This is a genomic window from Rhizobiales bacterium NRL2 (assembly GCA_001664005.1).
Lineage (GTDB): Bacteria > Pseudomonadota > Alphaproteobacteria > Minwuiales > Minwuiaceae > Minwuia.
Window position 1 is genome coordinate 4,382,563 of record CP016093.1, and the last position, 25,206, is coordinate 4,407,768.

Genomic DNA, 25,206 nt, shown 5'->3' on the forward strand with positions numbered 1-25,206 from the left:
CGCCCGGTTCCGGTCGACCCATCCGATCTACGGTCCCGCGCCCCGGTCCGCGACCCGCCGGGGGCAACGGTGTGTAACCGCCGGTAACCGGGGCCGCCGCCGTTACCTTCGGTTACGAAAAAGCCGCGCCGCCGCCGCTCGGGCGTTATAAATCGGGGCCATGCAGCGCAAGCCACACATCCTCATCGTCGACGACGACCGGGAGATCCGGGATCTGCTGGCGAAGTTCCTGAGCCGCCACGACTTCCGCGTCGATACCGCCGCCGACGGGCGGGAGATGGACCGTCATCTCGCCGGCGGCCGTTTCGACCTGCTGGTGCTGGACCTGATGATGCCGGGGGAGGACGGCCTCGCCATCTGCCGCCGCCTGCGCCAGGAGTCCGGCATTCCCATCCTGATGCTGACCGCACTGGGCGAGGAAGCGGACCGCATTGTCGGCCTGGAGATCGGCGCCGACGACTACCTGCCGAAGCCGTTCAACCCGCGCGAACTGCTGGCGCGCATCCGGGCGGTGCTGCGCCGCGGCGGGGAGACGCCGGAGCGGACCGAGAGCGCGGCCCGGGCGAGGCGGCTGCGTTTCGAGGGCTGGCAGATCGACCTCCGGACCCGCGAGCTGCGTGACGAGGAGGGGACGCTGGTCACCCTGACCTCGGGCGAGTTCGACCTGCTGGAGGCCTTCGTCGAACGGCCACAGCAGATTCTCAGCCGCGACCAGCTCGCCGATCTGACCTCCGGGCGGGTGCTGGGGCCGCTGGACCGTTCGGTCGACGTCGCGCTCAGCCGCCTCCGCCGCAAGCTGGGCGAGGACCCGAAGACACCGCGCCTGATCAAGACCGTGCGCCATGGCGGCTACTACTTCGCCGCGGACGTCAGCCCATGCTGAGGCATTTCCGCGAGGGCGGCATCGCCGCGCGTCTGGCCATGATCCTGATGCTGCTGATGCTGCTGGCCCTGGGGCTGTCGGTGGGCTGGTACGTCAAGGACCGCGCCGACGCGGCGACGCACCTGTTCGCCAATTCGGCGGCGCGGCGCATCGACAACGTCGTCCGGCTGCTCGACCGGCTGCCGGCGGCGGAACGGCCGGCGCTCATCCGCGCCGCGTCCGGCCCCACCATGCGCATCGAACTGAAGGACGGACCGCCGCCGCCGGACGACGAGCTGATGGAAGACCGGCACGCCGTTCGGCACGCGCGCGATCTGCTCGGCGGGCTCGGCGACCGGCCGCTGGCGATGTCCAGGGTCGGCGAATGGGACCGGCCGCTGTTCGGCCGCCGGCCGCGCTCCGACGACCCCGATCTGTTTCCCAGCCGCAGGAAGCTGATCGTCGCCACGACGCTGGCCGACGGCCAGTGGCTGCACGCCACGCTGGCGACCGATCTCACCTCGCTCCGCTGGGCCCTGCGCAGCGCCTTCTGGGTGCTCTGCATGATGCTGGTGATCGGGCTGTTCTCGGTCTGGGCGGCGCACCGCGCGACGCGGCCCTTGCGCGGTCTGGCCGCCGCCGCCGACCGCCTCGGCCTGGACGTCGATGCGACGCCGCTGCCCGAGCGCGGCTCGCGCGAACTCAAGAAGACCGCGCGCGCCTTCAACACCATGCAGCAGCGCATCAAGCGCCTGGTCGACGACCGCACGCTGATGCTGGCGGCGTTGAGCCACGACCTGAAGACCATGCTGACGCGGCTTCGGCTGCGCGCCGAGTTCATCGACGACGCCGAACAGCAGCGCAAGGCCGAACGCGATATCGACGACATGCAGATGATGGTCGACGCGGCGCTGGGCTTCGTGCGCGGCGACCAGGCCAACGAACCGGTCGTGCGGCTGGATCTGGTCTCTCTGGTGCGCGACATGGCCGAGGACTGGCGCGATGACGGCGTCCGCTTCGAGGGACCTGCGCGCCTGGCCGTGAACGGCCGCCCCGTGGCCCTGAAGCGCGCCGCCGGCAACCTGATCGACAACGCCGTCCGCTATGGCGGCAGTGCCGAAATCCGGATCTGGCGCACCGACCATGACGCCGTTCTGACCGTGGCCGACGACGGACCGGGCCTGCCGGAGGCGGAGCTGGAGAAGGTCTTCCAGCCCTTCTACCGCGTGGAGGCCTCGCGCAGCCGCGACACCGGCGGCACGGGCCTGGGCCTGGCCCTGGCGCGCGACGTCTTCCGGCGGCTGGGCGGCGACCTGACTATCGCCAACCGCGCCGGCGGCGGACTGGTGGCCACCGCCCGCCTGCCGCTGCCGGCCGGACCGGCGTAGTCCGATGGGCCGTCAGAACCCGGCCGGTACCGGCAGGGTCAGGGTACGCGCGTTGCGCACCGCCTACCGCTTCGCCTGGGCCGCCCGGGCGGGGTTGCGGCTGTTGCCCTTCCCGCCGCTGGACGGCGCCATGGCGGCGGTCTGGTGCGAGGGCCATATCCTGCTGGTGCGGAATTCCTACAACCGCTACCACACCCTGCCCGGCGGCCGTCGCCAGGCCGGCGAGAGCTATGTCCGGGCCGCGGCGCGGGAACTGGCCGAGGAGACCGGCGTGGCGGTCGACGAGGCGCATCTGCGGCCCGCCGGCCGCGAGGTACTGCGCTACGGGCTCCGCCGCGACGTCGTCGAGGTGCACGAGATCGAGCTGGACGCCCGGCCCGCGCTCGTCATCGATCCGGTCGAGATCGCCGAAGCGCTGTGGGCGACGCCGGAGGAAGCGGCGCGGATGGCGCTGTTCGGACCGGCGCGACGCTATCTCGAAAGCCGCCGCTGAACCGGGTGGGCGCCGGTTTCAGCCATTCACAGCGACCACTGGCGGCGCATGTAGTCCGCCGCCTCGCGCGTGGCCACGAGGCCCTGCGGGATCGCCTTGGCCAGCATCATGAAGCCGTGAATCTGGCCGGGATATTCATGATAGGTGACGTCGACGCCGGCGTCCGCCAGCCGGTCGGCATAGGCCCTCGCCTCGTCGCGGAGGGGATCGAACCCGGCCGTCTGCACCAGCGCCGGCGGCTGCCCTTCCAGGTCGGCCATGCGGATCGGCGAGGCACGCGTGTCGGCCTTCGCCCGCTCCTCGGTCAGATACTGCTTCATGTACCAGAGGATGCGGTCGCGCGGGATGATCGCCCCTTCCCGGAAATCGGCATGAGAGGCCGTGTCCATGGCGAAGTCCGTCGCCGGGTAGATCAGAAGCTGGAAGTCCGGCGGCGTCTCGCCCGCTTTCGCGGCCTGCTGGCTGACCACGATCGACAGATTGCCGCCGGCCGAATCGCCGCCCACGGCGACCCGCGCCGGGTCGCCGCCCAGGTCACCGGCGTTGCCGCGCAGCCAGCGATAGGCGGCCAGGCAGTCCTCGACGCCGGCGGGGAACGGGTGCTCCGGCGCCAGTCGGTAGTCGAAGGAAACGACCATTGCGCCGGACCAGAGCGCGAGGCGCGCGCAGAGGCCGTGGTGACTGTCCAGGTCGCCCTGGACCCAGCCGCCGCCGTGGAAGAAGGCCAGCACCGGCAGTTTCTCTTTGCCGGCAGTCGGCCGGTAGACCCGCGCGGCGATCTCGCCGTCGCCGCCCGGCGCCCGGATATCGCGAATCTCGTGGAGTTCCGGCGCGGGTACGTCCAGCAGGCCGACCAGTGTCAGCAACTGCTTGCGCAGATCCGGGAGCGGCACCGCCTCGGGCGGCACGCGCACCGAATTCGAGAAATCGGCGACCACCTGCGCCTTCGGGTCCATGACCCGTCCGCCGACCTTCTGCCGCCGGCCTTCCAGCATGGGCAGGATCTCGGATTCGTCGAGCAGGCAGTGCTGCAGTTCGAAGGGCGTGCTGTCGGCCATGGTGTCGCGTCCTTTCCCCTGTGATCCGGCGTCCAAGAATCTATAGCATGGCCCCCGCGACGGGGGCAGCGGCAGGCGGAATCTTGACCCGACAGATCAGATATTTCGACGACTACCGGGTGGGCGACCGCTTCGTGACCGACAGCGTGACCGTGACGGAGGGGCAGATCCTGCAGTTCGCCCGCGCCTTCGACACGCAGACCTTCCATGTCAATGTCGACGAAGCCGGGGACGGCCCCTTCGGCGGGGTGATCGGCAGCGGCTTCCAGACGCTGAACCTCAGCTTCGCGCTGTTCTTCCGGCTGCAGCTCGTCCAGCCCGTGGCGCTGGGCGGCGCCGGGATCGACGGCCTGCGCTGGCTGAAGCCGCTGAAGCCGGGCGACACCATCCGGGTCGCCTGCGAGGTGATCGAGCTCATCCCCTCGCGTTCCCGGCCCGACAGGGGTACGGTCCGCATGCGCCACGACACGCTGAACCAGGCCGACGAGACCATCATGACCCTGGAATGCCTCCACATCCTGAAGACGCGCGGCGCGGAGTCCGGGGCTTGAGCGGCGCGGGACGGGCGGCGCTCGCTATGGCGACGATGGCGTTGCTCGCGGCCTGCGGGCCGATGCTGGGCGAGCCGCTGCCGCCGGCCAGCTATGATCAGCCCCGGCTGGAGGCCAGCGGCGCGCTGACCGGCGTGACAGGCGTCGACAGCCGTCACTGGGCCCTGCTGGACGAGGATCTCCGGCGCGGCGTCTACTGGCACAGCTTCCTCCAGGATCTCGTGACCAAGTGCCCGGCGATCTATCCCGAACACAAGGCGTGGATGGGCGAACTCGGCCTGCTGGTCCGCCGCGGCACCGGCATGGCGGTGGACCGGGCCGTGGCGGTCGAGGCGCTGCGGCTGCAGACCGTGGGCGAGGGCGCGGACCGCGCCGCCGTGGGGCTGGAGGCGCTGGGCAAGGCGGACGTCGACGTGCCCGGCATCATGGCGCGCTGGCTGCAGCCCGCGGTCGCCGGCGAGATCGATCCGGACCGGGCGATGGTCGCGGCCTGCAACCTGCTGTTCGAGCGCGACGACCTGCGCGGCCTGATGCGCAAGGCCGCCGACCCGCTGTCGCGCTATTTCGCCCGCATGGCCGAGGACCACCCGGCGATCCTCGCGGACTTCCACGACCTCGAAGCCATCACGCGGCGGCTCGACAAGATCTGACAGCGCCGAACATTGCCGGAACGGACGTCGGCTGGCATCCTGCGGCCATGGGCGCGGAAAGGGAAAAGCGGGTCTGGGAGCGGATCGCCGAACTCGGTTTCGCCGACGCGGTGGAATCGAAGGGATTCAAGCGGGTCGGCAAGACGCACTGGCGCCTCGACGGCGACGGCATCGTCCATCACGTCAAGCTCTACCGCGGCTTCGCCATCGAGCCCGGCTCGTTTCGGGATTTCAGCGGCATCTGCTTCCCCGCAATCGACGAATTGTGCCGCAAGATCGATGAACGGCCGCCCGGTTCGAAGGTTCCCTATGGTACGGCGCACTGCCACCTGGAAGGTACGATCTACGATGCCTACTGTTCCAGCGAAGTGCGGCGCTTCCAGAAGATGTATCCCGAACCCGGCCCCCCGAAGGGACTTCTCGAAAAGACGAAAGCCCTTCTGTTCGTGCCGCGCCGCCCGCATTTCGAACGCGAGTTCTTCCGGCCACTCCCTTGCTACGAGGAACGGACGACAGTCGACGCCGGCAGTGGCGCCTGGCTGACGCGGAACAGGGACATCCAGGACGTGGCGGATGTGGTCACGCGGACCTGGCTGGACTACGACTGGCCGGATACGGCGCGATGGCCCTCGTTTCACTCGTTCTACGAGGAACGCTGGAAAGAGCAACTCGAAGATCGTTCGATGCCGGATACGCACGATTTCCTGTTCGCGCGCCTGGCGGAGGATTGGGGCGTTATCGAACGTATGGCCGGGAAAGTCTTCGCCGATACCGGCAAGAACTTCGAGACCGAACTGCACGAATTGACGCGGCACCGCCTCCGCGTTGTCAGCAATATCGACTGGAAGACCTACATCCGGACAGACAAGGGACAGCGCCACATGCGGCGCGACGCCATGGTGCGTGTGGTGAGTCCGCTGAAGCGCGCCCGCCGGCTGTTGCAGCATTCGGTAACGCTCGGCTACGGCATCAAGGATCCGGGCATCGACTTTGGTCCGCTCATCGAAAGTGAGAAAGACCCAGGCTACTTCGAGATCTGATTCTGATGCTTCGCCGGGATCGTCGTCAGGTGGCGTCCTCGAATTTGGCATCGACGCTACTGCGGATCGCTTCTGCTGCTACCATCGCCGCGCCAACCGCTGCACCAATCGATATCATGCCCATGACCGTGTTATCGGTCTTGTACATTTCGCCGACACCCTCGATTACGCCCTCAATGACCTCGCTCGAATATCCTTTGTGAATGAGTTTTTCGGTAATCGCTTGTTCCAGATCTCTTCTGGAGATTTTGTTGATAGGAGCGCGGAGAATCTGAACCGAATCAATACTCGGACCAGCCTTTTTACCCCCTCTACCCGATGCGACTGCCGCAACCAGCGATTCATCTTTTTCAATTTCTGAATCAAACCGCTTTTGGGCGGTCGATCTGTTCGAGTTTGCGGATTTCAGCTCGCTTGCCTTGGCCTTCGCGAGCTTGACCCGGCGTGCCATGAGGCCACCAAGAAATATCTCAGCATCGAATTCCAGGACCGCGTCGTAGACGCGTCGATGCCCGTCTGGCAAGGCATAGACGCGCGAGATCGTCTTCCAGCTCTCTGGATCGACCATTCCGGCCCCTTCAAGGACCGTGCGCATGTAGATCTCCCCTTGTTCTCCTACGACAGGGTTGACGATGTTCTGCAGCCGGCGAATCGCGTCGGGCGACAGGCGCGCCAGCGCCGGATTGGTTTTCGCCATGTTCCTTATAGACAGGGGCTCGCCCTTCTTCGCGCCATCCCGAACCATCTGAAGATAGGCGCGGAGGCTCGCTTGTTCGCGGACGCTGCGCAGCAACCTGGTGTCCGCCAGGATGCCGCCGGTTCGTACACGAGCGCCCTTGGCAGCGAACTTGAGACTGTCTCCAACAACTGGCACCAGCCCCGCCATGGCGAGGGAAGCTTCTACGAGATGCTCGTAGCGCTCATCGTTCGTGTCGGCGTTGGCTGCGTGCCAGAGAGCAACGGCGCCTTCAGCCAGTGACATCGCGTCCCCGACGATCGGCACGAAATCGAGAAGTATCCGAGCGTGCTCGTCGGGTATCCCCATCCCTTCGCCGATGCGGGCGAGAACCCGTTGATTGGCTTCGGTGGCTGAAAGGTCCGGATCGGCGTCGAGATAGCGCTGCTTGAGAATGTCCGCCTGGGCCAGGACGCGGCGCCGGTAGTCGAGCCCGTCCGAAGCCTTCATGCTGTCGAGGTCCGGTCCGAAGGGATCCTGCACGCTGCGGCGCGTGTGGAGCGTCAGACGCCGCAGACGGTCCTCGATCTGCTCGGTGGTGAAGGATCCGACGATCCGCTCTTCCTGAGCGGTAATCTCGCTCAGGCGTTCCGGGTCTTCCGCGGCGCGCGCAAAGGGCGTGCTTCGGAGCATGCGATGGACACGGTCGAGGTCCGGATCACCCGTGACCCCGGGAACCGTGTCGAGGCCATCGGCCTCGTCGGATGCCTCGCCGCCCTGTGCTGGGCTCGCCGCGTCGCCGTGCGCTGCCGCCTCGGGCCGGGCGGCGTCTTCGTCTTCGCCGGCCGGTCCGGCCGCTTCCGGCTCGTCCCCGAGGCGGTCGTCGCCTGCCCCGCCTGCGTCGAGCGTGTTGTCGCTGTCGAAGCCGTAGAGCGCATCGGTGCGCCGGGTCTCGGCCATGTGGGCGAGGCCGTGGGCGCGGAGCGCTTCCAGCATCGCCGCCTGGGTCTGCGGGCGGGCCTCCGGGTCGGCGGAGATCAGCAGCGGTTCGGCTGCGGCGGGGCCGGATGCGGGGTTCTCGATGTCGAAGCCGAAGGCGCGGTCGAGGGCCGGCTGCAGCAGCTCGTCCAGCTTCGCCTGGGTCGGCCCGAAGGGGTCCATCCGCCGGTCGGTCTTCAGCCCGAAGCGGCGCTGGAAAGCACCGAGACCGAACTCGAAGTCATGATCGTCGGCCTTGCCCGTCAGGCCGTCGGGCCGGCGCACCTTCTCCGGCGGGTAGTAGCCCAGCAACCCCAGCGCCGCCTTGGCCGCCTTCACATCCGCCTCACGGTTGGCGCCGCCCTCACCGACCGACAGATCAAGCGGCAGGTTGGCGCCCCGGCCCAGCAGGTCCCGCGCCGGCCGCTTCGCGCCGGCCGTCGCCTTCGCATGCCGCGCCGCGTCCAGCGCCTGCGCCGTCGGGCCCGCCGGGCCCATCATGCCGTCCGGCGCCAGACCGGCCTTGCGCTGGAACGCCTTCAGCCCCTCGAACAGCCTGCGCTCAGCGACCGGCTGGAAGCCCAGATCCGGCCAGGGCCGGTAGTGCCCCACATCCGCCAGCGCCCGCTGCGCGCCCACGATATCCTCCCCGCGCATCGGCGTCTTCGCCGAAACCCAGTGGGCGGGGCGGAAGGCTTCGGGCGTGCGGAAGGACCGCTTCGGCGGGGTCGGGATGGCCGGCATCTGTCATGCTCCCTGGCTGGGCATCGCGCATGACAGAGGTATTTATACCGGCATAGCCTTAAGCGTGCCGGGATTCTTGAAGGGATCAGAGGAGAGGTTGGCCCTCACGCCCCCGCGCCGGGAGCGGCGAGATAGGGCTGGATGGGCGCGTCGATCAGCAACTGCCAGATCACCGCGACCATCAGGTCGGCGAAGGCGAAGCCGGCGGCGACGACGGGCGGGACCTCCAGCACGTCGCGGGCGATGACGAAGCGGTAGGACAGGATTGCCATCAGCATGACCATGTAGATCAGGGCCTTGCCGTCGTCGCCCAGGGCACCGCTGGCGAAGATCACGGCCACGGGCAATTGCAGCGCCATGATCCAGACCTCGGACCAGTTGCAGGCGACGATGTAGCGCCGGCAGCGCTCCTGCACGCCGGCCAGCCGCGTCAGTTCGAAGGCCACGACCGGCCAGACCAGCCAGGCCCCGGCATAGCCGACCAGTTCGATCACCGCGATGGCGCCCAGGTCGGTCCCCTCGGGCGCCCGGGAATAGTGCACGACCCAGAGCAGCAGCGCCGAGAAGGGCGCCAGCAGCACGGCGGCGAAGAAGGATTTCCAGAAGCCGCTCACCGTGTCGTCGAACAGTCCGACGCCGCCGCGGTCCAGCTTCGCCAGCATCAGCGCGCCGGCGAGGCCCGCCGCGATCTCCGGTTTCGAGGGAAAGGCCATGTCAGTCCGGCTTCCGGGCGGCGGCAATGGCTTCGGCCAGCACCTCGCGGTCGCCGACATGGTTGGCGAGCAGCAGGTTGAGCCGGGCGGAGAAGGCCAGCGCCTCCGCCGGCGACAGGCCCTGCACCGCCTCGATCAGCGCCTGATAGAAGCCGTCCGGGTCGGGGATGTTGGGCTCGCGTGCGAGTCTGCTCATGCCGCCTTCGCCTCCGGGTCGAGCACAGGTTCGAGGGCCGCGCGCACGTCCGCCGGCGATGCCCGGCGCCAGGTCGCCAGCACGTGCTGGTCGGGGCGGACGAGCACACAGCCGCCGGTTTCGGCCCCGAAGAGGGCCGCCAGCTCGCCATCGGCGTCCGCGAGGTCGCCGGGCACGCGCAGGACCTCGACCGGCGCCGGCATCCCGTCCAGCGCCGGCGCCTCGCCGAATGCCAGCAGCACGAAGCCGCCGCCCAGCAGATCGATCAGATGCGTGGCCCCGGGCCGGGCGGCCGCGCACACCGGCAGGGCGGGAACCGGATCGCCGGGGCGGATCGCCCCGTCCAGTTCCGCCCGGCCGTTCAGCGGGCTGTCGAGCAGCCGCTTCGGCAGCGAGAGGCGGCCGGAATTGACCAGGGTCCGGGCGAAGGGGAATGCGCCGGCGAGTTGCAGCACCGCGTCCCGGTAGACCTTCGAGGCGGGCGATTTCGGCGTGATGAAGTCCGTCGCCCGGGTGGAATTCAGGATGTTCTCGGCGGCCGCCGCGCGGCGCTCGGCGTCATAGCTGTCGAGCAGCGCCGGGCCCGCCGCGCCGGCGATCACCAGCGCCAGCTTCCAGCCGAGATTGTCGGCGTCCTGCACCCCGCCGTTCCCCCCGCGCGCGCCGAAGGGGCTGACCTGATGCGCGGCGTCGCCGATGAACAGCACCCGGCCGTGGCGGTAACGCTCCAGGCTGCGGCACTGGAAGGTGTAGATCGACTTCCACTCGATCTCGAAGGGCGTGTCGGGGCCGATCATGCGCTTGACGCGGGGAATGACGTTCTCGTCCTTCAGTTCCTCGTCGCGGTCGATGTCGGGACCGAGCTGGAAGTCCAGCCGCCAGACATTGTCGGCCTGCTTGTGCATCAGCGCCGAATCCTCCGGGCCCCAGGGCGGGTCGAAGTAGAAGCGGCGGATCGCCGGCCAGTCGCGCTCCATGACGATGTCGGCGATCAGGAAGTGGTCGGCGAAGACCTGGCCTTCGAAGTCCAGTCCCATCAGCTGCCGCACCGTCGAGCGCACGCCGTCGGCGGCGATGAGCCAGTCGCAGGGCTGGACGAAGGTTCCGTCGGGCGTCTCCACGGTCAGTTGCGCGCCGCCCCCGTCCTGTTCCAGCGCGGTGACGCGGTGACGCCAGCGCAGGTCGATCATCGGCTCGGCCGCGGCCCGGCGGACCATGAACTCCTCGCAGTAGTACTGCTGCAGATTGATGAAGGCGGGGAACCTGGCGGCCGGATGGTCCTGCAGGTTGAAGGTGTAGATGCGCTCCTCGCCGTAGAAGACATGGCCCTCGTTCCAGGTCACGCCCTTTTCCATCATCGGCGCCGCGACGCCGAGGCGGTCCCAGATCTCGAGCGTGCGCTTGGCCTGGCAGACCGAGCGGCTGCCGTAGGAGACGGTGTCGTCCTCGTCGAACAGGATCACCGGCACGCCCCGCTGCGCCAGGTCCAGCGCCATGGTCAGCCCCACCAGCCCGCCGCCGGCGATGGCCACGGGCCGACGCGGCGCCTCGCCGCCCAGTTCCGCCGGGCGGGCGTAGTCGAAGACGGGATTGGTGTAGGTGCGCATGGCGCCGATCCTACTACTTCGGACGGTTGTCCACTATGCGCTGCGCCTTGCCCATGGAGCGGTCGACGCCGCCGACGTCGCGCATGTCGATCTTCGCCGAGACGCCGCACATGGTCTTGATGCGGTGCTGCAGATCCTTCGCCGCCGCCTGGACGGCATCCGCGTCGCCGGCGGTCTCGTCGGCGGGCTCGATGCGGACCGTCAGCTCGTCCATGTGGCCCGGCCGCGCGATCACCAGCTGATAATGGGGGCTGAGGCGGCGGTCCTGCAGCAGCAGTTCCTCGATCTGGGTCGGGAACAGGTTGACGCCGCGGATGATCAGCATGTCGTCGGAGCGCCCGGTGATCTTCTCGATCCGCCGGTGCGTGCGCGCCGTGCCGGGCTTCAGCCGCGTCAGGTCGCGCGTGCGGTAGCGGACCATGGGCAGGGCTTCCTTGGTCAGCGTGGTGATGACCAGTTCGCCCAATTCGCCCTCGGGCAGGACCTCGCCGGTCTGCGGGTCGATGACCTCTGGGTAGAAGTGATCCTCCCAGATGTGCAGGCCGTCCTTGGTCTCGATGCATTCCTGGGCGACGCCGGGCCCGATGATCTCCGAAATGCCGAAGATGTCGATCGCCTGCATGTCCAGCGTGCCCTCGACCGCGCGGCGCATTTCGTCGGTCCAGGGCTCGGCGCCGAAGATGCCGATTTCCAGCGGCGACTTCCTGGGATCCAGGCCCTGGCGCTTCATCTCGTCGGCGATGGCCAGCATGTAGCTGGGCGTGACCATGATGATGCGCGCGCCGAAGTCGTGGATCAGCTGGACCTGCTTCTCGGTCTGGCCCCCGGACATGGGGACGACGGTGCAGCCCAGCCGCTCTGCACCGTAGTGGGCGCCGAGCCCGCCGGTGAACAGGCCGTAGCCATAGGCCACGTGAACGATGTCGCCGGGCCGGCCGCCGGCCGCGCGGATGGAGCGCGCCATCACGTTCGACCAGGTGTCGATGTCCTTTTCCGTGTAACCGACCACGGTCGGTTTCCCCGTGGTGCCGGAGGAGGCGTGGATGCGCACCACCTGCTCCCGGGGTACGGCGAACATGCCGAAGGGGTAGTTGTCGCGGAGGTCCGTCTTGGTGGTGAAAGGGAATTTCGCCAGGTCGGCGAGATCCTTCAGATCGTCGGGGTGGACGCCCGCAGCCTCGAAGGCGCGGCGGTAGTGGGGGACGTTCTGCCAGGCGCGCGAGAGCGACCAGCGCATCCGCTCCAGCTGGAGGGCGTGAAGCTCGTCGCGGCTCGCGGTCTCGATGGGCTCCAGTTCGCCGCGGGGATCGCTGCTCAAGATCGGCCTCCTCTCAGATCTCGCGGGTGACGGGCAGGTCTTCGACCAGCTTGCCCTTGATGGTCTGGGTCTGGCCGCGGAAGACGGCCACCGTCTCGCCCTTCGGGTTCTCGACCCGGACGTCGTAGATGCCCGAACGTCCGCGCACCGCCGTCTCGGTCGCCGTCGCGGTCAGCACGTCGCCGGCGAAGGTGGGCGCCATGAAGGTGATCTGGGTGGTGTGCGCCACGGTCCGCTGGTTGTAGGAGCTGGAGGCGTAGGCCATGGCCGTGTCGGCCAGGGTGAAGGTCAGGCCGCCATGGCCGATGTTGTGGCCGTTGACCAGGGTCTCCCGCACCGTCATGCGCAGCACCGAGCGGCCCGCGCCGATCTCCACGATGTGGATGCCCAGCGTCCGGGCGGCGTGATCGGTGGCATACATCCGCCGGGCCGCCTCCCGGGCGACCTGGTCGAGATCACGGCTCATGGCTCAGCCGCCGGTGAAGCGCGGCGGGCGCTTCTCCAGGAAGGCGGTCACGCCTTCGGCGAAATCCTTCGTGGAGCCGGCGATGCGCTGGCTGTCGCGTTCCAGGTCGAGCTGCCGGTCGAGGCCCTGTTCGAAGGATTCGTGCACCGCGCGGCGGATCAGGCCCAGCCCCCGGGTCGGCCCATTGGCCAGCTTGCGCAGCACTTCGCCGCCCTCGCTCATCAGCGCGTCGTCATCGACCGCACGCCAGATCATGCCCCAGTCGGCGGCCTCCTCGGCCGTGACCTTGTCGCCCAGCAGCGCCATGCCCAACGCCCGCGCCCGGCCGGCCGAGCGCGGCAGGTACCAGGTGCTGCCGGCGTCGGGGACCAGGCCGATATTGCAGAACGCCTGCAGGAAGACCGCCGATTTCGCGGCGATGACGATGTCGCAGGCGAGCGCGAGGCTCATCCCTGCGCCGGCGCAGGGACCGTTGACCAGCGCCACGATGGGCTTGGGACAGTCGCGCATGGCCTTGATCATCGGGTTGTAGGCGATCTCCAGCACGCGGCCCGCGTCCCGGTCGTCCTCGGCCGGCTTCGTCCCGCCGCCGGCCAGGTCGGCGCCCGCGCAGAAGCCGCGCCCGGCGCCGGTGATGGCGAGCGCCCGGACGGCGGCGTCGCCGCCGGCGGCCCGCACGGCGGCCAGGATTTCCAGCGGCATGGAAGGCGTGAACGCGTTCAGCCTGTCGGGCCGGTTCAGCGTGATCCAGCCCACGCCGTCCTTCACTTCGTAGAGAATGTGTTCGAAGTCGAGATCCATTCCGTGCCCCTAGCGGCCCCGATAGGCCGGTTGGCGTCCTTCCAGGAAGGCGCTTACGCCCTCGGCGAAATCCCCGGTGCCGCCTGCCCGGCGCTGCAGCCGGGCCTCCAGGGCAAGCTGCTCGTCCAGATCCGCGGTAGGCGAGCGGCGGAAGGCCTCCTTGATCAGGCCATAGGCCACCGTCGGCCCTTTGGCGAACCGCCCGGCCAGTTCGCCGGCCTTGTCAGCCAGCAGGTCATCGGGCACGCAGAGCCAGATCAGGCCGCCGGCGGCGGCGTCCGGGGCGGAAATGCGGTCCGCGGTCAGCGCCGCGCCTAGTCCCCTTGCCCGGCCTGCGGTATTCGGGAACAGCCACGAGCCGCCGATATCGGGCACGATGCCCAGGTTCGGACCGAAGGTGAGCTGGAAATAGGCCGAGCGCGCGGCCACGACGATATCGCAGGCCAGCGCGATCGAGGCCCCGCCCCCCGCCGCCGGGCCGTTCACCGCGGCGATCACCGGCTTGGAGATGGCGAACAGCGCCCGCATCATCGGATTGAACGAGGTTTCCATCGCCGTCGCGACACGCCCGCCGGGATCGTCGGCCCCGGCGATGCCGTCGAGCAGGGACATGTCCGCGCCGGCGTTGAAGGCCCGGCCCGCGCCGGTGAGCACGACCGCGCGCACCGCCGGATCGCGCTCCACGTCCAGAAAGGCGCCGTGCATGGCGTCGACGAGCGACCGATCGAGCGCGTTCAGCGCCTTCGGCCGGTTCATGGTCAGCCAGGCAACGCCGTCCCGGTCTTCGCGCAGCAGCGGGATGTCTTCAGTCATGCGCACCCTCCCCATCCCCTTATGATACAAAGGCGGAGCGGGATAAAGCCCCAAGAGGGGACGCCAGGGCAGGCTTCGGCCGGTTACTCGGCGGCGATGGCGGCGGCCGGGGCCTCCTCGCGGCAGACCCGGTTGCGGCCCTCGGACTTGGCGCGGTAGAGGGCGGCGTCCGCGCGGCCCACCAGCGCCGCTGGCGCTTCGCCCAGACGGTACTCGGCGACGCCGAAGGACATGGTCACGCGGGAGATCGTCTCACCCGTGCTCTTGCGCACGATGCGCTTGGCGGCAATCGTGTTGCGGATGTTGTCGGCTACCTTCTGCGCCCCGTCCACCGGCGTTTCGGGCAGAATCAGCGCGAATTCCTCGCCGCCATAGCGGCAGGGCACGTCGCGGCCCTTGAGGCTGCCGTGCAGCACGCCGCCGACGAGCTTCAGCACCTGGTCGCCGAGTTGATGGCCGTAGGTGTCGTTGAAGTTCTTGAAGTGGTCAATGTCGCACATCACCAGAGAGAGATGCGAGCCCTCTTCCGTCGCCCACTCGGTCTGGCGGCGCAGCGCCCGGTCGAATCCGGCCCGGTTGGTGATGCCGGTCAGCAGATCGGTCAGGGCCTCGCGCCGCGATTCCTCCAGCCGGTCCTGCAGGTTCCGGATCTCGTTCGCCGACTGCTTCAGATCCTGTTCCAGCTGGTCCGACTTCGCCCGCATGCGGCGGGTCACCATGATCATCTGGGAGACCAGGGTCTTCATGGTGCCGCTGCCGTCCAGATTGCCGAGATTGTCGGCCAGGCCGTCCAGGGCGTCGCCGAAGTCGTGGACGTCGTCGCCGGCGTCGTTGACCTGGCGGACGACCTCGCGGATCTGGTCCTGCATGGCGTCGCCGGTTTCGGTCACCAGGCGCACGCTGCGGTCGACGCCATAGTGGCTGGTGACCAGGTCTTCGGCCGCTCTGCGGAAGACTTCGGGCGTCTCGTCGCTGACGTCGCGCAGCTTCTTCGCGACCACGGGATCGCGTTCGGAGGCATAGTCGTAGAGGAGGCGGAAATAGTCCGGCGTGGCGTGGATGTCGTAGCTCTCGATCAGTTGCATCGCCGTTTCGGAATACCGCCGGGCGTCCTGCGGATTATCGAGTTCGTACATCATGGCGTCTTTCGGCCTTGCGGAATGCCGGCGCTTCCGCGCCCCCCGCCGACTATCCGGGCCAGCCATTGAAAATCCGTTAAGCCGATCTTAAGCCGGCCGGAGCGTCAGACGCCGATATAGCGCTGGACGATCCCGGGATCGGCCCGGAGTTCCGCCGATCCGCCGGACCAGGCGACGGCGCCCTTCTCGATGATGGTATGGCGGTCGGCCAGGCGCGTCAGAGCGGCGATGTTCTTGTCGATCACCAGGATGGCCTGCCCCTCGGCCTTGAGCCGGGCGAGAATGTCCCAGATCTCCGCGCGGATCAGCGGCGCCAGCCCCTCGGTGGCCTCGTCGAGCAGCAACAGCTTCGGATTGGTCATCAGCGCCCGCGCGATGGCCAGCATCTGCTGTTCGCCGCCCGAGAGCTGGTTGCCCATGTTGCGTTTGCGCTCGGCGAGACGGGGGAAGGCTTCGAGCACGTTCTCCAGGGTCCAGCGCCGCGGTCCCTCCGACCTGTTGCCAGCGGTGGCCACCAGATTCTCGCGCACCGACAGGTTGGGAAAGATCTGGCGTCCCTCCGGCACTAGGCCGAGACCCAGCTTGGCCACGGCGTAGGACGGCAGCCCGCGGATCTCGCGGCCCTCGAAACGGATCGAGCCGGCATGCGCCTTCGTCATGCCCATGATGGAGCGGATGGTCGTGGTCTTGCCCATGCCGTTGCGGCCCATCAGGGTCACGACCTCGCCCGCGCCGACCTTCAGCGCCATGCCGAAGAGCACCTGGCTGCGGCCATAGGCGGTTTCCAGCCCCTCGACCTCAAGCATCCTGGTCCTCCCCCAGATAGGCGGCGCGGACTTCCGGGTTGCTGCGGATCGCTTCCGGCGCGTCCGTGGCGATGGCGCGGCCGTAGACCAGCACGGTGATGCGATTCGCCAGGGCGAAGACGGCGTCCATGTCATGCTCGATGAGCAGTATGGTGACGTCGCCCTTCAGGCCGGCGAGAATCCCGACCATGCGCTGGCTGTCCTCCGGTCCCATGCCGGCCATGGGCTCGTCCAGCAGCAGCACCCTGGGCTCGGTGGCCAGCGCCATGGCGATCTCGAGCTGGCGCTGTTCGCCATGGGCGAGGCTGGCGGCGGGAATATCGGCGCGCGGGCCCAGACCCACCTTCTCCAGGACCGCGCGGGCGGGTTCCGTCAGCCGCTCGTCGCGCGCCGCCGGTTTCCAGAAGCGGAAGCTGTGGCCCGCATGGGCCTGCACCGCCAGGGCCACGTTCTCCAGCGCAGTGAAATCCGCCAGGATATTGGTGATCTGGAATGATCGCGCGAGGCCGATGGCGGAGCGGCGGTGCACCGGCAGGCTGGTGATGTCGCGGCCGTCGAAGAGGACGCGCCCGCCGTCGGGCCGGATCTCGCCGGTCAGCTGTCCGATCAGCGTGGTCTTGCCCGCCCCGTTCGGGCCGATGACCGCGTGCACCTCGCCGGCGCTGATGTCCATGGAGACATGGTCGGTCGCGGTCAGCCCGCCGAAGCGCTTGACCAGATTCTCGATCTTCAGCACAGGCTCAGCCATTGGGTCCCACCCGGCCCTTCAGCAGGCCCACGATGCCGCCGCGCGCGAACAGCACCACCAGGATCAGCAACGGCCCGAACCACAGCCGCCAGAGCTGGAAGAAGGCCGACAGCAGTTCCTCCACCAGCAGGAACGCCAGCGCCCCGTAGACCGGGCCGAACAGTGTCCCCATGCCGCCTAGGACGACCATGATGATGAGGTCGCCGGAGCGGGTCCAGTGCATCATGTCGGGGCTGACGAACTCGGTCAGGTTGGCCGTCAGAAAGCCAGACAGCCCGCAGATCATGCCCGAAAGGGCGAAGGCCGTGAGCCGGTAGCGGTAGGTCGGAAAGCCGATCGCCTTCATGCGGCGGTCGTTGGACTTCGCCCCCCGGATCACCAGGCCGAAGCGGGCGTTGATCAGGCGGTGCACCAGGAAGAGCGAACCGGCCATGGCGACCCAGGCCACGTAGTAGAGATCGCGGTCGTCGCCCAGCGTCGCGCCGCCGCCGAAGGTCGGCATCTCGTAGAGCGAGAGCCCGTCGTCACCGCCGTAGATGTCGAGGCCGACGAAGACGAAATAGACCATCTGCGCGAAGGCCAGCGTGATCATGATGAAGTAGACGCCGCGGGTGCGCAGACAGATGGCGCCGATCACCAGGGCCGCCAGACCCGAAATGCCGAGCGCGGCGACCAGCTGGATCCAGCCATTGTTCATCCACGCGTAACCGTCTTCGAAATAGTGGTGGAAGCCTATGCCCACCACATAGGCGCCGATGCCGACATAGGCGGCGTGGCCGAAGCTGACCATGCCGCCATAGCCCAGCACCAGATTGAGCCCGATGGCGCCGACGCCGACCACCAGCGTGCGCGCCACCAGGGTCACCCAGAAGGGCTCGTCCGCCATGTCGGCGATGCTCGGCAGGGCCAGCAGCACCGCCATCACGGCGAAGCCGACGATCCATTCGTAGCGGCTCATCAGCCGCTCCTCGGCGGGAACAGGCCCTCGGGCCGGAAGGCGAGAATCACCGCCATCAGCAGATAACTCATCATCGACGAGATCGACGGCGCGGCGGTGTCGGCGGCCAGCTGGCCGACGAACAGGCCCAGTATCTCGGGCAGGAAGGCGCGGCCGACGGTGTCGATCAGGCCGACGATCAGCGCCGCCACGAAGGCGCCGCGGATCGAGCCGATGCCGCCGATGACGATGACGACGAAGGCCAGGATCAGGATGTCGTTGCCCATGCCGATCTGCACCGTCAGGATCGGCCCGGCCATCAGTCCGGCCAGGCCCGCCATCATCGCGCCGAGACCGAAGATCAGGGTGAACAGCAGGCGGATGTTGACGCCGAGCGCGCCGACCATCTCGCGGTTCGAGGCGCCGGCCCGGATCAGCATGCCGATGCGGGTCCTGGCGACGAGGAAGTAGAGGAATGCGGCCACGGCGAGGCCGACGACGATGATCGCCACGCGGTAGGTCGGATAGACCACCCCGGGCAGGATCTCGAAGCTGGTGCGCAGGAACTCGGGCAGACGGATGTCCATGCCCGCCGGCCCCCAGACGAGCTGGACGAAGTCGTCGGCGAACAGGATCAGGCCGAAGGTGGCCAGCACCTGATCCAGGTGGTCGCGGTCATAGAGCGTGCGCAGGCAGAGCATTTCCACCGCCATGCCGACCAGCATGGTGGCCGGCAGGGTCAGGATCGCCGCCGCCACGAAGGAGCCCGTCAGCTGGGTCAGCGACGCCGCGATGAAGGCGCCGATCATGTACAGCGAGCCATGGGCCAGGTTGACCAGGTCCATGATTCCGAAGACCAGGGTCAGGCCGGCGGCCAGCAGGAACAGCAGCAGCCCGAGCTGTACGCCGTTCAGCACCTGCTCGACGAGTAGGATCCAGTTCATCGTCCGAATTCGCCTGTGAACACAGACGGCCCCGGGCAGGCGCCCGGAGCCGCGCGTGTCGTGTTCAGGACCGGAATGCTACATGCCGCACTCGGACGCGTAGGAGTCCTGGTGGTTCTCGAAGACGGTCTGCACCGTCTTCACGGTGTATTCGCCGGCCTCGTTCTTGTAGGCCTCCCGCAGGTAAAAGTTCTGGATCGGGAAGTGGTTGTTGCCGTAGCTGTAGCGGCCGCGGGTCGATTCGAAGTCCGCCTTCTTCATCGCCGCGCGCATGCCCGCCTTGTCGGAGAGGTCGCCGTTCACCGCCTCGACCGCCGAATTGATCAGCAGGATCGTGTCGTAGGACTGCGCGGCGTAGAAGGACGGGAAGCGGCCGGTCTTCGCCTTGTAGTCGGCGACGAACTTCTTGTTGGTGGCGTTGTCCAGATCCGGGCTCCAGCTCTGGGTGTTCAGGCTGCCGACCGCCAGGTCCTTGAGCAGAGGCAGGCTGATGGCGTCCACGGTGAACGCCGAGTAGAGCGGGATCTCGCTTTTCAGGCCGGCCTGTTCGTACTGCTTGAAGAACTGCACGCCCGCCTTGCCCGGATAGAAGACGAACACGGCCTCGGCGCCCGAGGCGCGTGCCTTGGCGAGCTCGGCGGAGAAGTCGAGCTGGCCCGGCCATTTGGTCATGTCCTTGCCGACGATCTCGCCCTTGTAGGTCCGCTCCACGCCCTCGACCATATTCTTGCCGGCGGCGTAGTTCGGCGCCATGATGTAGACTGACTTCACGCCCCGCTGGTTCAGCACCTCGCCCATGGCCATCGGCGTCTGGTCGTTCTGCCAGGACGTCGAGAAGAAATCCTCGTGGCAGAGCTTGCCGGCGATCTGGGACGGCCCGGCGTTCGACGAGATCAGGAACGGGCCGTTGCCGACAACCGACTTGTAAGACGCCAGCAGCACGTTCGACCAGATGTAGCCGGCGACGAAATCGACATTGTCGGAGTTGACCAGCTTCTCGGTCTTCTGCTTGCCGATCTCCGGCTTGAAGCCGTCATCCTCGTAGATGACGTTGATCTTCTTGCCGGCCATGGTGCCGCCGAGATGTTCGACGGCGAGATCGACCGCATCGGTCATGTCACGGCCGATGACCGCCGGCCCCACGGTCAGCGTGGTGACGAAGCCGATGTCGACCGACTGGTCGTCGGCCTGCACGGCCGATCCCAGCATGGCGAGCCCGGCCGCCATGGTCAGTGTCTTCTTCAGCATTTGCGAAGCCTCCCTGATTGCTTTCGCCTCAACCTGTCACGGGGGAGATTAGACCGGATCGCAAACGAATGCGACGCCGGCCTGCCCCTCTCGTCTCTTGCCGGACCCGCGCAGCGGACCCGGATAACTGCATTATGATGCATCCGATGCGCCCGGAATGCCAGCGGCTGCAGAATAATTCCGTCTAGTCCTCCTCCATTCTCGGATCGGCGGCGCTGGAGTGGTCCGTCGGCAGAGGTGTCGCCGTCATCACGGTGACCCCGTCCGGCGTCTCGAAGCGGTGCCAGCACCCGGCCGGCACGACGACGAACTGTCCGCCCGTCAGTTCATGGCGCTCCGCGCCCTCGGCCGTCAGGATCGTGATGGTGGTGACGCCATCCAGCACCTGCACCAGTTCGTCGCCATTGCGGTGGCGCTCCCAGGGCGTGGCTCCCGAGTAGCTGCCGGCGAATATCTCGCCGTTGTTGATCCGGCCCAGCCTGGCGAAGGCCGCGCCAGCTTCCGCCTCGTTGTCCGGCGCCCGGCCCCTGAAGAACGGCCTGTCCGCCAGCGCCGCCCTGATATCGACCTTCTCGACCATCAGCCTTCCTCTCCCTCGCGCAGCACGAAGCGCTGCACCTTGCCGGTCTGCGTCTTCGGCAGTTCGCCGACGAACGCGACCTGCCGCGGATACTTGTAGGGTGCGATCTCCGCCTTGACGTGATCCTGCAGCGCCTTCGCGGTCGCCGGCCCGTTCGCCACGCCCCGGCGCAGCACGACGAACGCTTTCACCACCTGCCCACGGTCCTCGTCGGGCGCGCCGACCACGGCGCACTCGGCGACATCCGGATGGGTCAGCAGCGCCCCCTCCACCTCCGGTCCGGCGATGTTGTAGCCCGAGGAAATGATCATGTCGTCGGAGCGCGCCGCGTAGCGGAACCAGCCGTCGGCCTCCATGGCGTAGCTGTCGCCGGTGAAGTTCCAGCCCTCCCGGGCGTAGTCCGCCTGCCGCTCCGGATTGTCCAGATAGCGCACGCCCGTCGGCCCGCGCACCGCCAGAAGGCCGACCTCGCCGGGCGCGCAGTCGCGGCCATCCTCGCCCACAACCCGCGCCTCGTAGCCCGGAATGGCGCGGCCCGTCAGCCCGGCGCGCATGTTCTCCGGCCGCTCGGCGATGAAGATGTGCAGCATCTCCGTCGAGCCGAGGCCGTCGATGATCCGCACCCCGGTGGCCTTGCGCCAGCCCTCCCAGACCGGGCCGGGCAGCGTCTCGCCGGCGCTGATGCACCTGGTCAGCGAGGAAAGGTCGTAGTCCGCAGCCAGGGCCGTCATGGCGCGGAAGGCCGTGGGTGCGGTGAACAGCGTCGTCACCCGGTAATCCTGGATCGCCTGCAGCGTGGTCTCCGGGGTGAACTGTTCGCTGAGCAGGGTCGCCGCGCCGACCGAGACGGGGAAGGTCACCAGGGCGCCCAGGCCGAAGGTGAAGGCGATCGGCGGACTGCCGGTGAAGACGTCGGTCTCGTCGGGCCGGAGCACATGACGGCAGAAGGTGTCGTTGATCGCCATGACGTCGCGGTGGAAGTGCATGCAGCCCTTGGGCTGGCCCGTGGTGCCGGAGGTGAAGGCGATCAGGCAGACGTCGTCGGCCGCGGTGTCCGCCGCAGCGAAGCTCTCCGGCTTCCCGGCCATGGCCCGCTCCAGCTCGTCCTCGGAGGCGAGATCCCCGGCGAAATGAACCACGCGCTGCAGATGATCGCTGGCCGCCACGGCCTTTGCCATGTCCTCCTCCAGCCGCCGGTCGCAGAGCGCCAGCGCCACCTCCGCCTTCCCGGCGATGTAGACCAGTTCCCTGGCGCGCAGCAGCGGCATGGTCGCCACCGCGATGGCGCCGGCCTTCATGACCGCGAACCAGATGGCCACGAACATCGGCGTGTTGGCGCCCCGGATCATCACCCGGTTGCCGGGCCGGACGCCGCAGTCGTCGACGAGAACGTGGGCGATGCGGTCCGTGCGCGCCTTCAGTTCGGCGTAGCTCCAGACATGGTCGCGGTAGAGATAGGCCGGCCGGTCGGGAAACCATTCTGCCGCGCGGTCGAGCAGCGCCGCGCCGCAATTGATCTGGCCCGGATAGGCGCGGAGTTCCGGCAGGCCGTCGAAGGAGATCGCCGGCCACTGGTCCTTCGGCGGCAGCCGGTCGCGCGCGAAGCTGTCGACATGGGCCGAGCGGCCCGTGGGCTGGAAGGGCTCAGCGGACATCGGCCGCCTCCCGGAACGGCAGCCCCTCCGGCAGGGGCATCTCCACGGTCACGGCCTCCGAAGGCGGCCCGGCATTGCCATGGGCGTCGAAGGCGCGGACGTAATAGGTGTAGGTCAGACCGCCCAGGACGGTGCGGTCGACATGCTTGGTGGACTTCACCGCCTCGGCGACCGTCGCCGGCCCGCCGTCCTCGGAGCGGTAGACGTCGTAGCCGATGACGTCGTCGACGGACTTCCAGGCGAGCCGCACCTGGCCGCCGTCGACCGCGGCGGTCAGCCCCGCGCCGTCTTCCGGCCATTGCGGCGCGGCGCCATCCGGATCGTCGGCCGGCGCCTGGCGCGCGCCCTTGGGCCAGAGGAAGCAGTGCACCTCCTTGAAGTTCTCGTCGAGCTGCTTGCAGACATTGCAGTAGATGCAGCGCACGATCCGGTCGGCGCGGTCCTGGCGCACCTTCTTCGGCCAGTCCGGATCGGCCAGCAGCTGACGCGCCATGCCGATGATGTCGGCCTTGCCTTCCTGAAGCAGGCGCTCGGCGTCCACGGGGTCGGCGATCTTGCCCACCGAAATGACCGGGGGATGATAGCCCTTGGCGTTGATGAAGCCCTTGATCTCGGCGGCAAGGTGGGCGTGCGGGAGGCCGGGATACCAGTTCCCCGGCATGCAGCGGTCGCCCGAATAGCCGGTATAGGGATAGAGCGGCTGGCCCTCGCGGTGGACCGCGTCCTCGAACTTGCCGCCGACCGACAGCGAGATGTAGTCGACGCCCGCCTGGGCCATGCGCAGCGCGATGCGCTTCGCCTCGTCGACCGTGTAGCCGTCCTTGATCGCTTCCTCGGCCAGAAAGCGGATGCCGACGGGGAAGTCGTCGCCGACGCGGCGGCGCACCTCCGCCATGACCCGCCCGAACATGGCCAGCCGGCCCTCCAGCGTGCGGCCCGAATAGGCGTCCTTGCGCCGGTTGCGGCGGCTGAGGAACGACGACAGCGTATAGGCGTGCGCCGAGTGCAGCTCGACCCCGTCATAGCCCGCTTCCCGGGCGCGCAGCGCGGCGAGGCCGAAGTCCTCGATGATGCTCTCGATGTCGCCGGCGCTCAGATCCTCGATCCGCTGCCGCCAGCCGGAGCGCGCCACCTTCATGAAGTGGATGATCTGCGGCACCACCTTCGAATCCGAGGCCTCGTGGACGGCGGCGGCCAGCCTGCGGTGGCCCTCGATGAAGTCATCATGGGAAATGCGCAGCAGCGGACCGGACTTGGAGCGATGGATCGCCATCGCCTCGACCACGATCAGGCCGACCTCGCCCTCGGCATAGCGGCGGTAGCGGTCGACGATGTCGTCATTGACATAGCCGTCCTCGCCCGACAGCCGCGTGACCATGGCCGGCACGGCGATCCGGTTGGGCAGGACCATGCCGTTGATGTCGAGGGGTTCGAGCAGTTTCACCGCGCGGTCTCCTGTTGCAGGCCGGTGCGCACCTTGCCCAGCAGGCCATAGAGCGCCTCCGCCTCGCCCGGCGTCAGGGCCGAAAGCATCGAATCGATCCAGCTTTCATGGGCCGGGGTCATGCGGTCGAAGGCCGTCTTGCCGGCCTCGGTCAGGCGGACGACCTGGGTGCGGCGGTCCTCCGGCAGGCGCGCCGTCTCCACCAGCCCCTCCTCGGCCAGGCGGTTGACCAGCCCGGTGACGTTTCCGGCCGAGACCATCAGCCGCCCCGAAAGCGCGCCCATGGTCAGGCCGTCGGCGGCGCGGTCGAGCTGGGCCAGCACGTCGAAGCGCGGCAGGGTGGTGTCGAATTCCTCGCGCAGGCGGCTGCGGATGGTCCGCTCGATCTGGCCCGTGCAGGCCAGCATGCGCAGCCAGAGCCGAAGCTCCAGCTTGGGATCGGGACGGAGCTTGCCGGCCGCGGACATCAGGCGCTCTCGCCGCCGTCGATGGCAATGACCTGACCGTTGACCGAGCGCGCGCCCGGCCCCGCCAGCCAGAGCGCCAGATCGGCGATCTCGTCGGTCTCGATCAGGCGCTTCTGCGGGTTGAACTTGACCAACTCCGCGCGGGCCTCCTCTTCGGAGCGGCCGGTCTTCTCGACGATGTTGGCGATGGTCTGCACCGTCATCGGCGTCTCGACGAAGCCCGGGCAGATGGCGTTGACGGTGATGTTCTTGCCCGCCAGTTCCAGCGCCAGCGCGCGGGTGAGCCCCACCGCGGCGTGCTTGGAGGCGACATAGCCGGCCACATAGGCATAGCCCTTCAGGCCGGCGGTCGAGGCGACGGTGATGATCCGCCCGCCGCCCACGTCCGCCATGGGCTTCGCGGCCGCGCGGCAGCAGAGGAAGACGCCGCGGGCGTTCGCCGCCATCATCCGGTCGAAGTGATCGACCGACATGCGCGACAGCGGCGCCGAACCCGACATGCCGGCATTGTTGACCAGCACGCCGACGGGGCCGGCCGCTTCCGCCGCCTGCTCGAACAGGCGGGCCACATCGTCCTCGACCGAGACATCCGCCGCGATTGCGTGGACCGCGCCGCCCATCTCGCCGGCCGCCTTCTCCAGCGCCTCGGCCTTGCGGCCGGTGATGGTGACCGGGTGGCCGGCCGCCAGGAACCGCTCCGCCACTGCCCGGCCGACGCCCTGCGCGCCGCCGGTCACCAGGACATGGGCCTTCCCGCTCTCGCTCATCTTTCCGCCGCCTCCCCGAAATTACTTTAAGCTTAAAATAATCCGGTCCGCCCCGACGCGCAAGCGCGGCGCAATATTGACCGACGGTCATTTATGCGTTGCAGTCCGGCGAAAGAG

General features: G+C 68.4%; 26 protein-coding genes. 6 read left to right on the top strand and 20 right to left on the bottom strand.

What is annotated here, in order from left to right:
- Nucleotides 1–160: 160 nt before the first annotated feature.
- Genes TEF_20505 through TEF_20515 form a run of 3 tightly spaced genes read left to right on the top strand, consistent with a single transcriptional unit; the run spans nt 161 to nt 2,743 of the window.
- Entirely contained in the window at nt 161–883 is a 723-nt protein-coding gene (locus tag TEF_20505) for a DNA-binding response regulator (protein ID ANK82918.1), read from the top strand.
- The gene (locus TEF_20510; protein ID ANK82919.1) at nt 877–2,250 is read left to right on the top strand and encodes a hypothetical protein; all 1,374 of its coding nucleotides are present in this window, start codon (nt 877–879) and stop codon (nt 2,248–2,250) included. Before TEF_20505 ends, TEF_20510 begins: the two co-directional genes overlap by 7 nt.
- Before the next feature lie 52 nt (nt 2,251–2,302).
- Nucleotides 2,303–2,743 carry a hypothetical protein gene (locus TEF_20515; GenBank protein ID ANK82920.1) on the top strand — a complete coding sequence of 147 codons (441 nt, stop codon included), beginning with the start codon at nt 2,303–2,305 and terminating at the stop codon, nt 2,741–2,743.
- Between the two features lie 26 nt (nt 2,744–2,769).
- Here TEF_20515 and TEF_20520 read toward each other — a convergent pair whose 3' ends face one another.
- Nucleotides 2,770–3,699, bottom strand: a complete 930-nt coding sequence (locus tag TEF_20520) for a hypothetical protein (protein ANK83634.1) — start codon at nt 3,697–3,699, stop codon at nt 2,770–2,772.
- A 149-nt stretch (nt 3,700–3,848) separates the two neighbouring features.
- Between TEF_20520 and TEF_20525 the strand changes: the two genes are divergently transcribed.
- From TEF_20525 to TEF_20535, 3 genes are read left to right on the top strand one after another with little or no spacing between them, the layout of a single operon-like run.
- The gene (locus tag TEF_20525) at nt 3,849–4,352 is read left to right on the top strand and encodes a hypothetical protein (GenBank protein ANK82921.1); all 504 of its coding nucleotides are present in this window, start codon (nt 3,849–3,851) and stop codon (nt 4,350–4,352) included.
- A 26-nt stretch (nt 4,353–4,378) separates the two neighbouring features.
- On the top strand, nt 4,379–5,002 hold the full coding sequence (locus TEF_20530) for a hypothetical protein (GenBank protein ID ANK82922.1): 624 nt from the start codon (nt 4,379–4,381) through the stop codon (nt 5,000–5,002).
- Nucleotides 5,003–5,049: 47 nt separating this feature from the next.
- Nucleotides 5,050–6,042 carry a hypothetical protein gene (locus TEF_20535; GenBank protein ID ANK82923.1) on the top strand — a complete coding sequence of 331 codons (993 nt, stop codon included), beginning with the start codon at nt 5,050–5,052 and terminating at the stop codon, nt 6,040–6,042.
- Between the two features lie 25 nt (nt 6,043–6,067).
- On the opposite strand, the gene TEF_20540 is transcribed toward TEF_20535, so the two are convergent.
- The 19 genes from TEF_20540 to TEF_20630 form a co-directional block, all read right to left on the bottom strand.
- Nucleotides 6,068–8,440, bottom strand: a complete 2,373-nt coding sequence (locus TEF_20540) for a hypothetical protein (protein ANK82924.1) — start codon at nt 8,438–8,440, stop codon at nt 6,068–6,070.
- Nucleotides 8,441–8,544: 104 nt separating this feature from the next.
- Nucleotides 8,545–9,153 (bottom strand): hypothetical protein, encoded by a 609-nt coding sequence (locus tag TEF_20545; protein ANK82925.1) that lies wholly within the window; start codon nt 9,151–9,153, stop codon nt 8,545–8,547.
- A gap of 1 nt (nt 9,154) precedes the next feature.
- The gene (locus tag TEF_20550; protein ID ANK82926.1) at nt 9,155–9,349 is read right to left on the bottom strand and encodes a DUF2783 domain-containing protein; all 195 of its coding nucleotides are present in this window, start codon (nt 9,347–9,349) and stop codon (nt 9,155–9,157) included.
- Nucleotides 9,346–10,956: a hypothetical protein gene (locus tag TEF_20555; protein ANK82927.1), complete on the bottom strand. Its 1,611-nt coding sequence runs from the start codon at nt 10,954–10,956 to the stop codon at nt 9,346–9,348. Before TEF_20555 ends, TEF_20550 begins: the two co-directional genes overlap by 4 nt.
- Nucleotides 10,957–10,969: 13 nt before the next feature.
- Nucleotides 10,970–12,277, bottom strand: coding sequence for a phenylacetate-CoA ligase (locus TEF_20560; protein ANK82928.1), 1,308 nt, complete (start codon nt 12,275–12,277; stop codon nt 10,970–10,972).
- A gap of 10 nt (nt 12,278–12,287) precedes the next feature.
- Nucleotides 12,288–12,740 (bottom strand): phenylacetic acid degradation protein PaaD, encoded by a 453-nt coding sequence (locus tag TEF_20565; protein ANK82929.1) that lies wholly within the window; start codon nt 12,738–12,740, stop codon nt 12,288–12,290.
- A 3-nt stretch (nt 12,741–12,743) separates the two neighbouring features.
- Nucleotides 12,744–13,541 carry a 2-(1,2-epoxy-1,2-dihydrophenyl)acetyl-CoA isomerase gene (locus TEF_20570; protein ANK82930.1) on the bottom strand — a complete coding sequence of 266 codons (798 nt, stop codon included), beginning with the start codon at nt 13,539–13,541 and terminating at the stop codon, nt 12,744–12,746.
- A gap of 9 nt (nt 13,542–13,550) precedes the next feature.
- The gene (locus tag TEF_20575; GenBank protein ID ANK82931.1) at nt 13,551–14,354 is read right to left on the bottom strand and encodes a hypothetical protein; all 804 of its coding nucleotides are present in this window, start codon (nt 14,352–14,354) and stop codon (nt 13,551–13,553) included.
- Nucleotides 14,355–14,437: 83 nt separating this feature from the next.
- Nucleotides 14,438–15,490: a hypothetical protein gene (locus TEF_20580; GenBank protein ANK82932.1), complete on the bottom strand. Its 1,053-nt coding sequence runs from the start codon at nt 15,488–15,490 to the stop codon at nt 14,438–14,440.
- A 107-nt stretch (nt 15,491–15,597) separates the two neighbouring features.
- Nucleotides 15,598–16,299, bottom strand: a complete 702-nt coding sequence (locus TEF_20585) for an ABC transporter ATP-binding protein (GenBank protein ID ANK82933.1) — start codon at nt 16,297–16,299, stop codon at nt 15,598–15,600.
- A complete protein-coding gene (locus TEF_20590) occupies nt 16,292–17,047 on the bottom strand; it encodes an ABC transporter ATP-binding protein (protein ID ANK82934.1) in 756 nt (251 codons plus the stop codon). Before TEF_20590 ends, TEF_20585 begins: the two co-directional genes overlap by 8 nt.
- Entirely contained in the window at nt 17,040–18,005 is a 966-nt protein-coding gene (locus TEF_20595; protein ANK82935.1) for an ABC transporter permease, read from the bottom strand. Before TEF_20595 ends, TEF_20590 begins: the two co-directional genes overlap by 8 nt.
- Nucleotides 18,005–18,928, bottom strand: a complete 924-nt coding sequence (locus tag TEF_20600; protein ANK82936.1) for an ABC transporter permease — start codon at nt 18,926–18,928, stop codon at nt 18,005–18,007. Before TEF_20600 ends, TEF_20595 begins: the two co-directional genes overlap by 1 nt.
- 78 nt (nt 18,929–19,006) lie before the next feature.
- Nucleotides 19,007–20,176 (bottom strand): ABC transporter substrate-binding protein, encoded by a 1,170-nt coding sequence (locus TEF_20605; GenBank protein ANK82937.1) that lies wholly within the window; start codon nt 20,174–20,176, stop codon nt 19,007–19,009.
- 184 nt (nt 20,177–20,360) lie between these two features.
- Complete coding sequence (locus tag TEF_20610) at nt 20,361–20,756, bottom strand: hypothetical protein (protein ID ANK82938.1); 396 nt, start codon at nt 20,754–20,756, stop codon at nt 20,361–20,363.
- Entirely contained in the window at nt 20,756–22,411 is a 1,656-nt protein-coding gene (locus TEF_20615) for a 2-aminobenzoate-CoA ligase (protein ANK82939.1), read from the bottom strand. The genes TEF_20610 and TEF_20615 overlap by 1 nt, the downstream gene beginning before the upstream one ends.
- Complete coding sequence (locus TEF_20620) at nt 22,401–23,855, bottom strand: hypothetical protein (GenBank protein ANK82940.1); 1,455 nt, start codon at nt 23,853–23,855, stop codon at nt 22,401–22,403. The genes TEF_20615 and TEF_20620 overlap by 11 nt, the downstream gene beginning before the upstream one ends.
- Nucleotides 23,852–24,322, bottom strand: coding sequence for a hypothetical protein (locus tag TEF_20625; protein ANK82941.1), 471 nt, complete (start codon nt 24,320–24,322; stop codon nt 23,852–23,854). Before TEF_20625 ends, TEF_20620 begins: the two co-directional genes overlap by 4 nt.
- Nucleotides 24,322–25,089: a 3-hydroxyacyl-CoA dehydrogenase gene (locus TEF_20630; GenBank protein ID ANK82942.1), complete on the bottom strand. Its 768-nt coding sequence runs from the start codon at nt 25,087–25,089 to the stop codon at nt 24,322–24,324. Before TEF_20630 ends, TEF_20625 begins: the two co-directional genes overlap by 1 nt.
- Between the last annotated feature and the right edge of the window lie 117 nt (nt 25,090–25,206).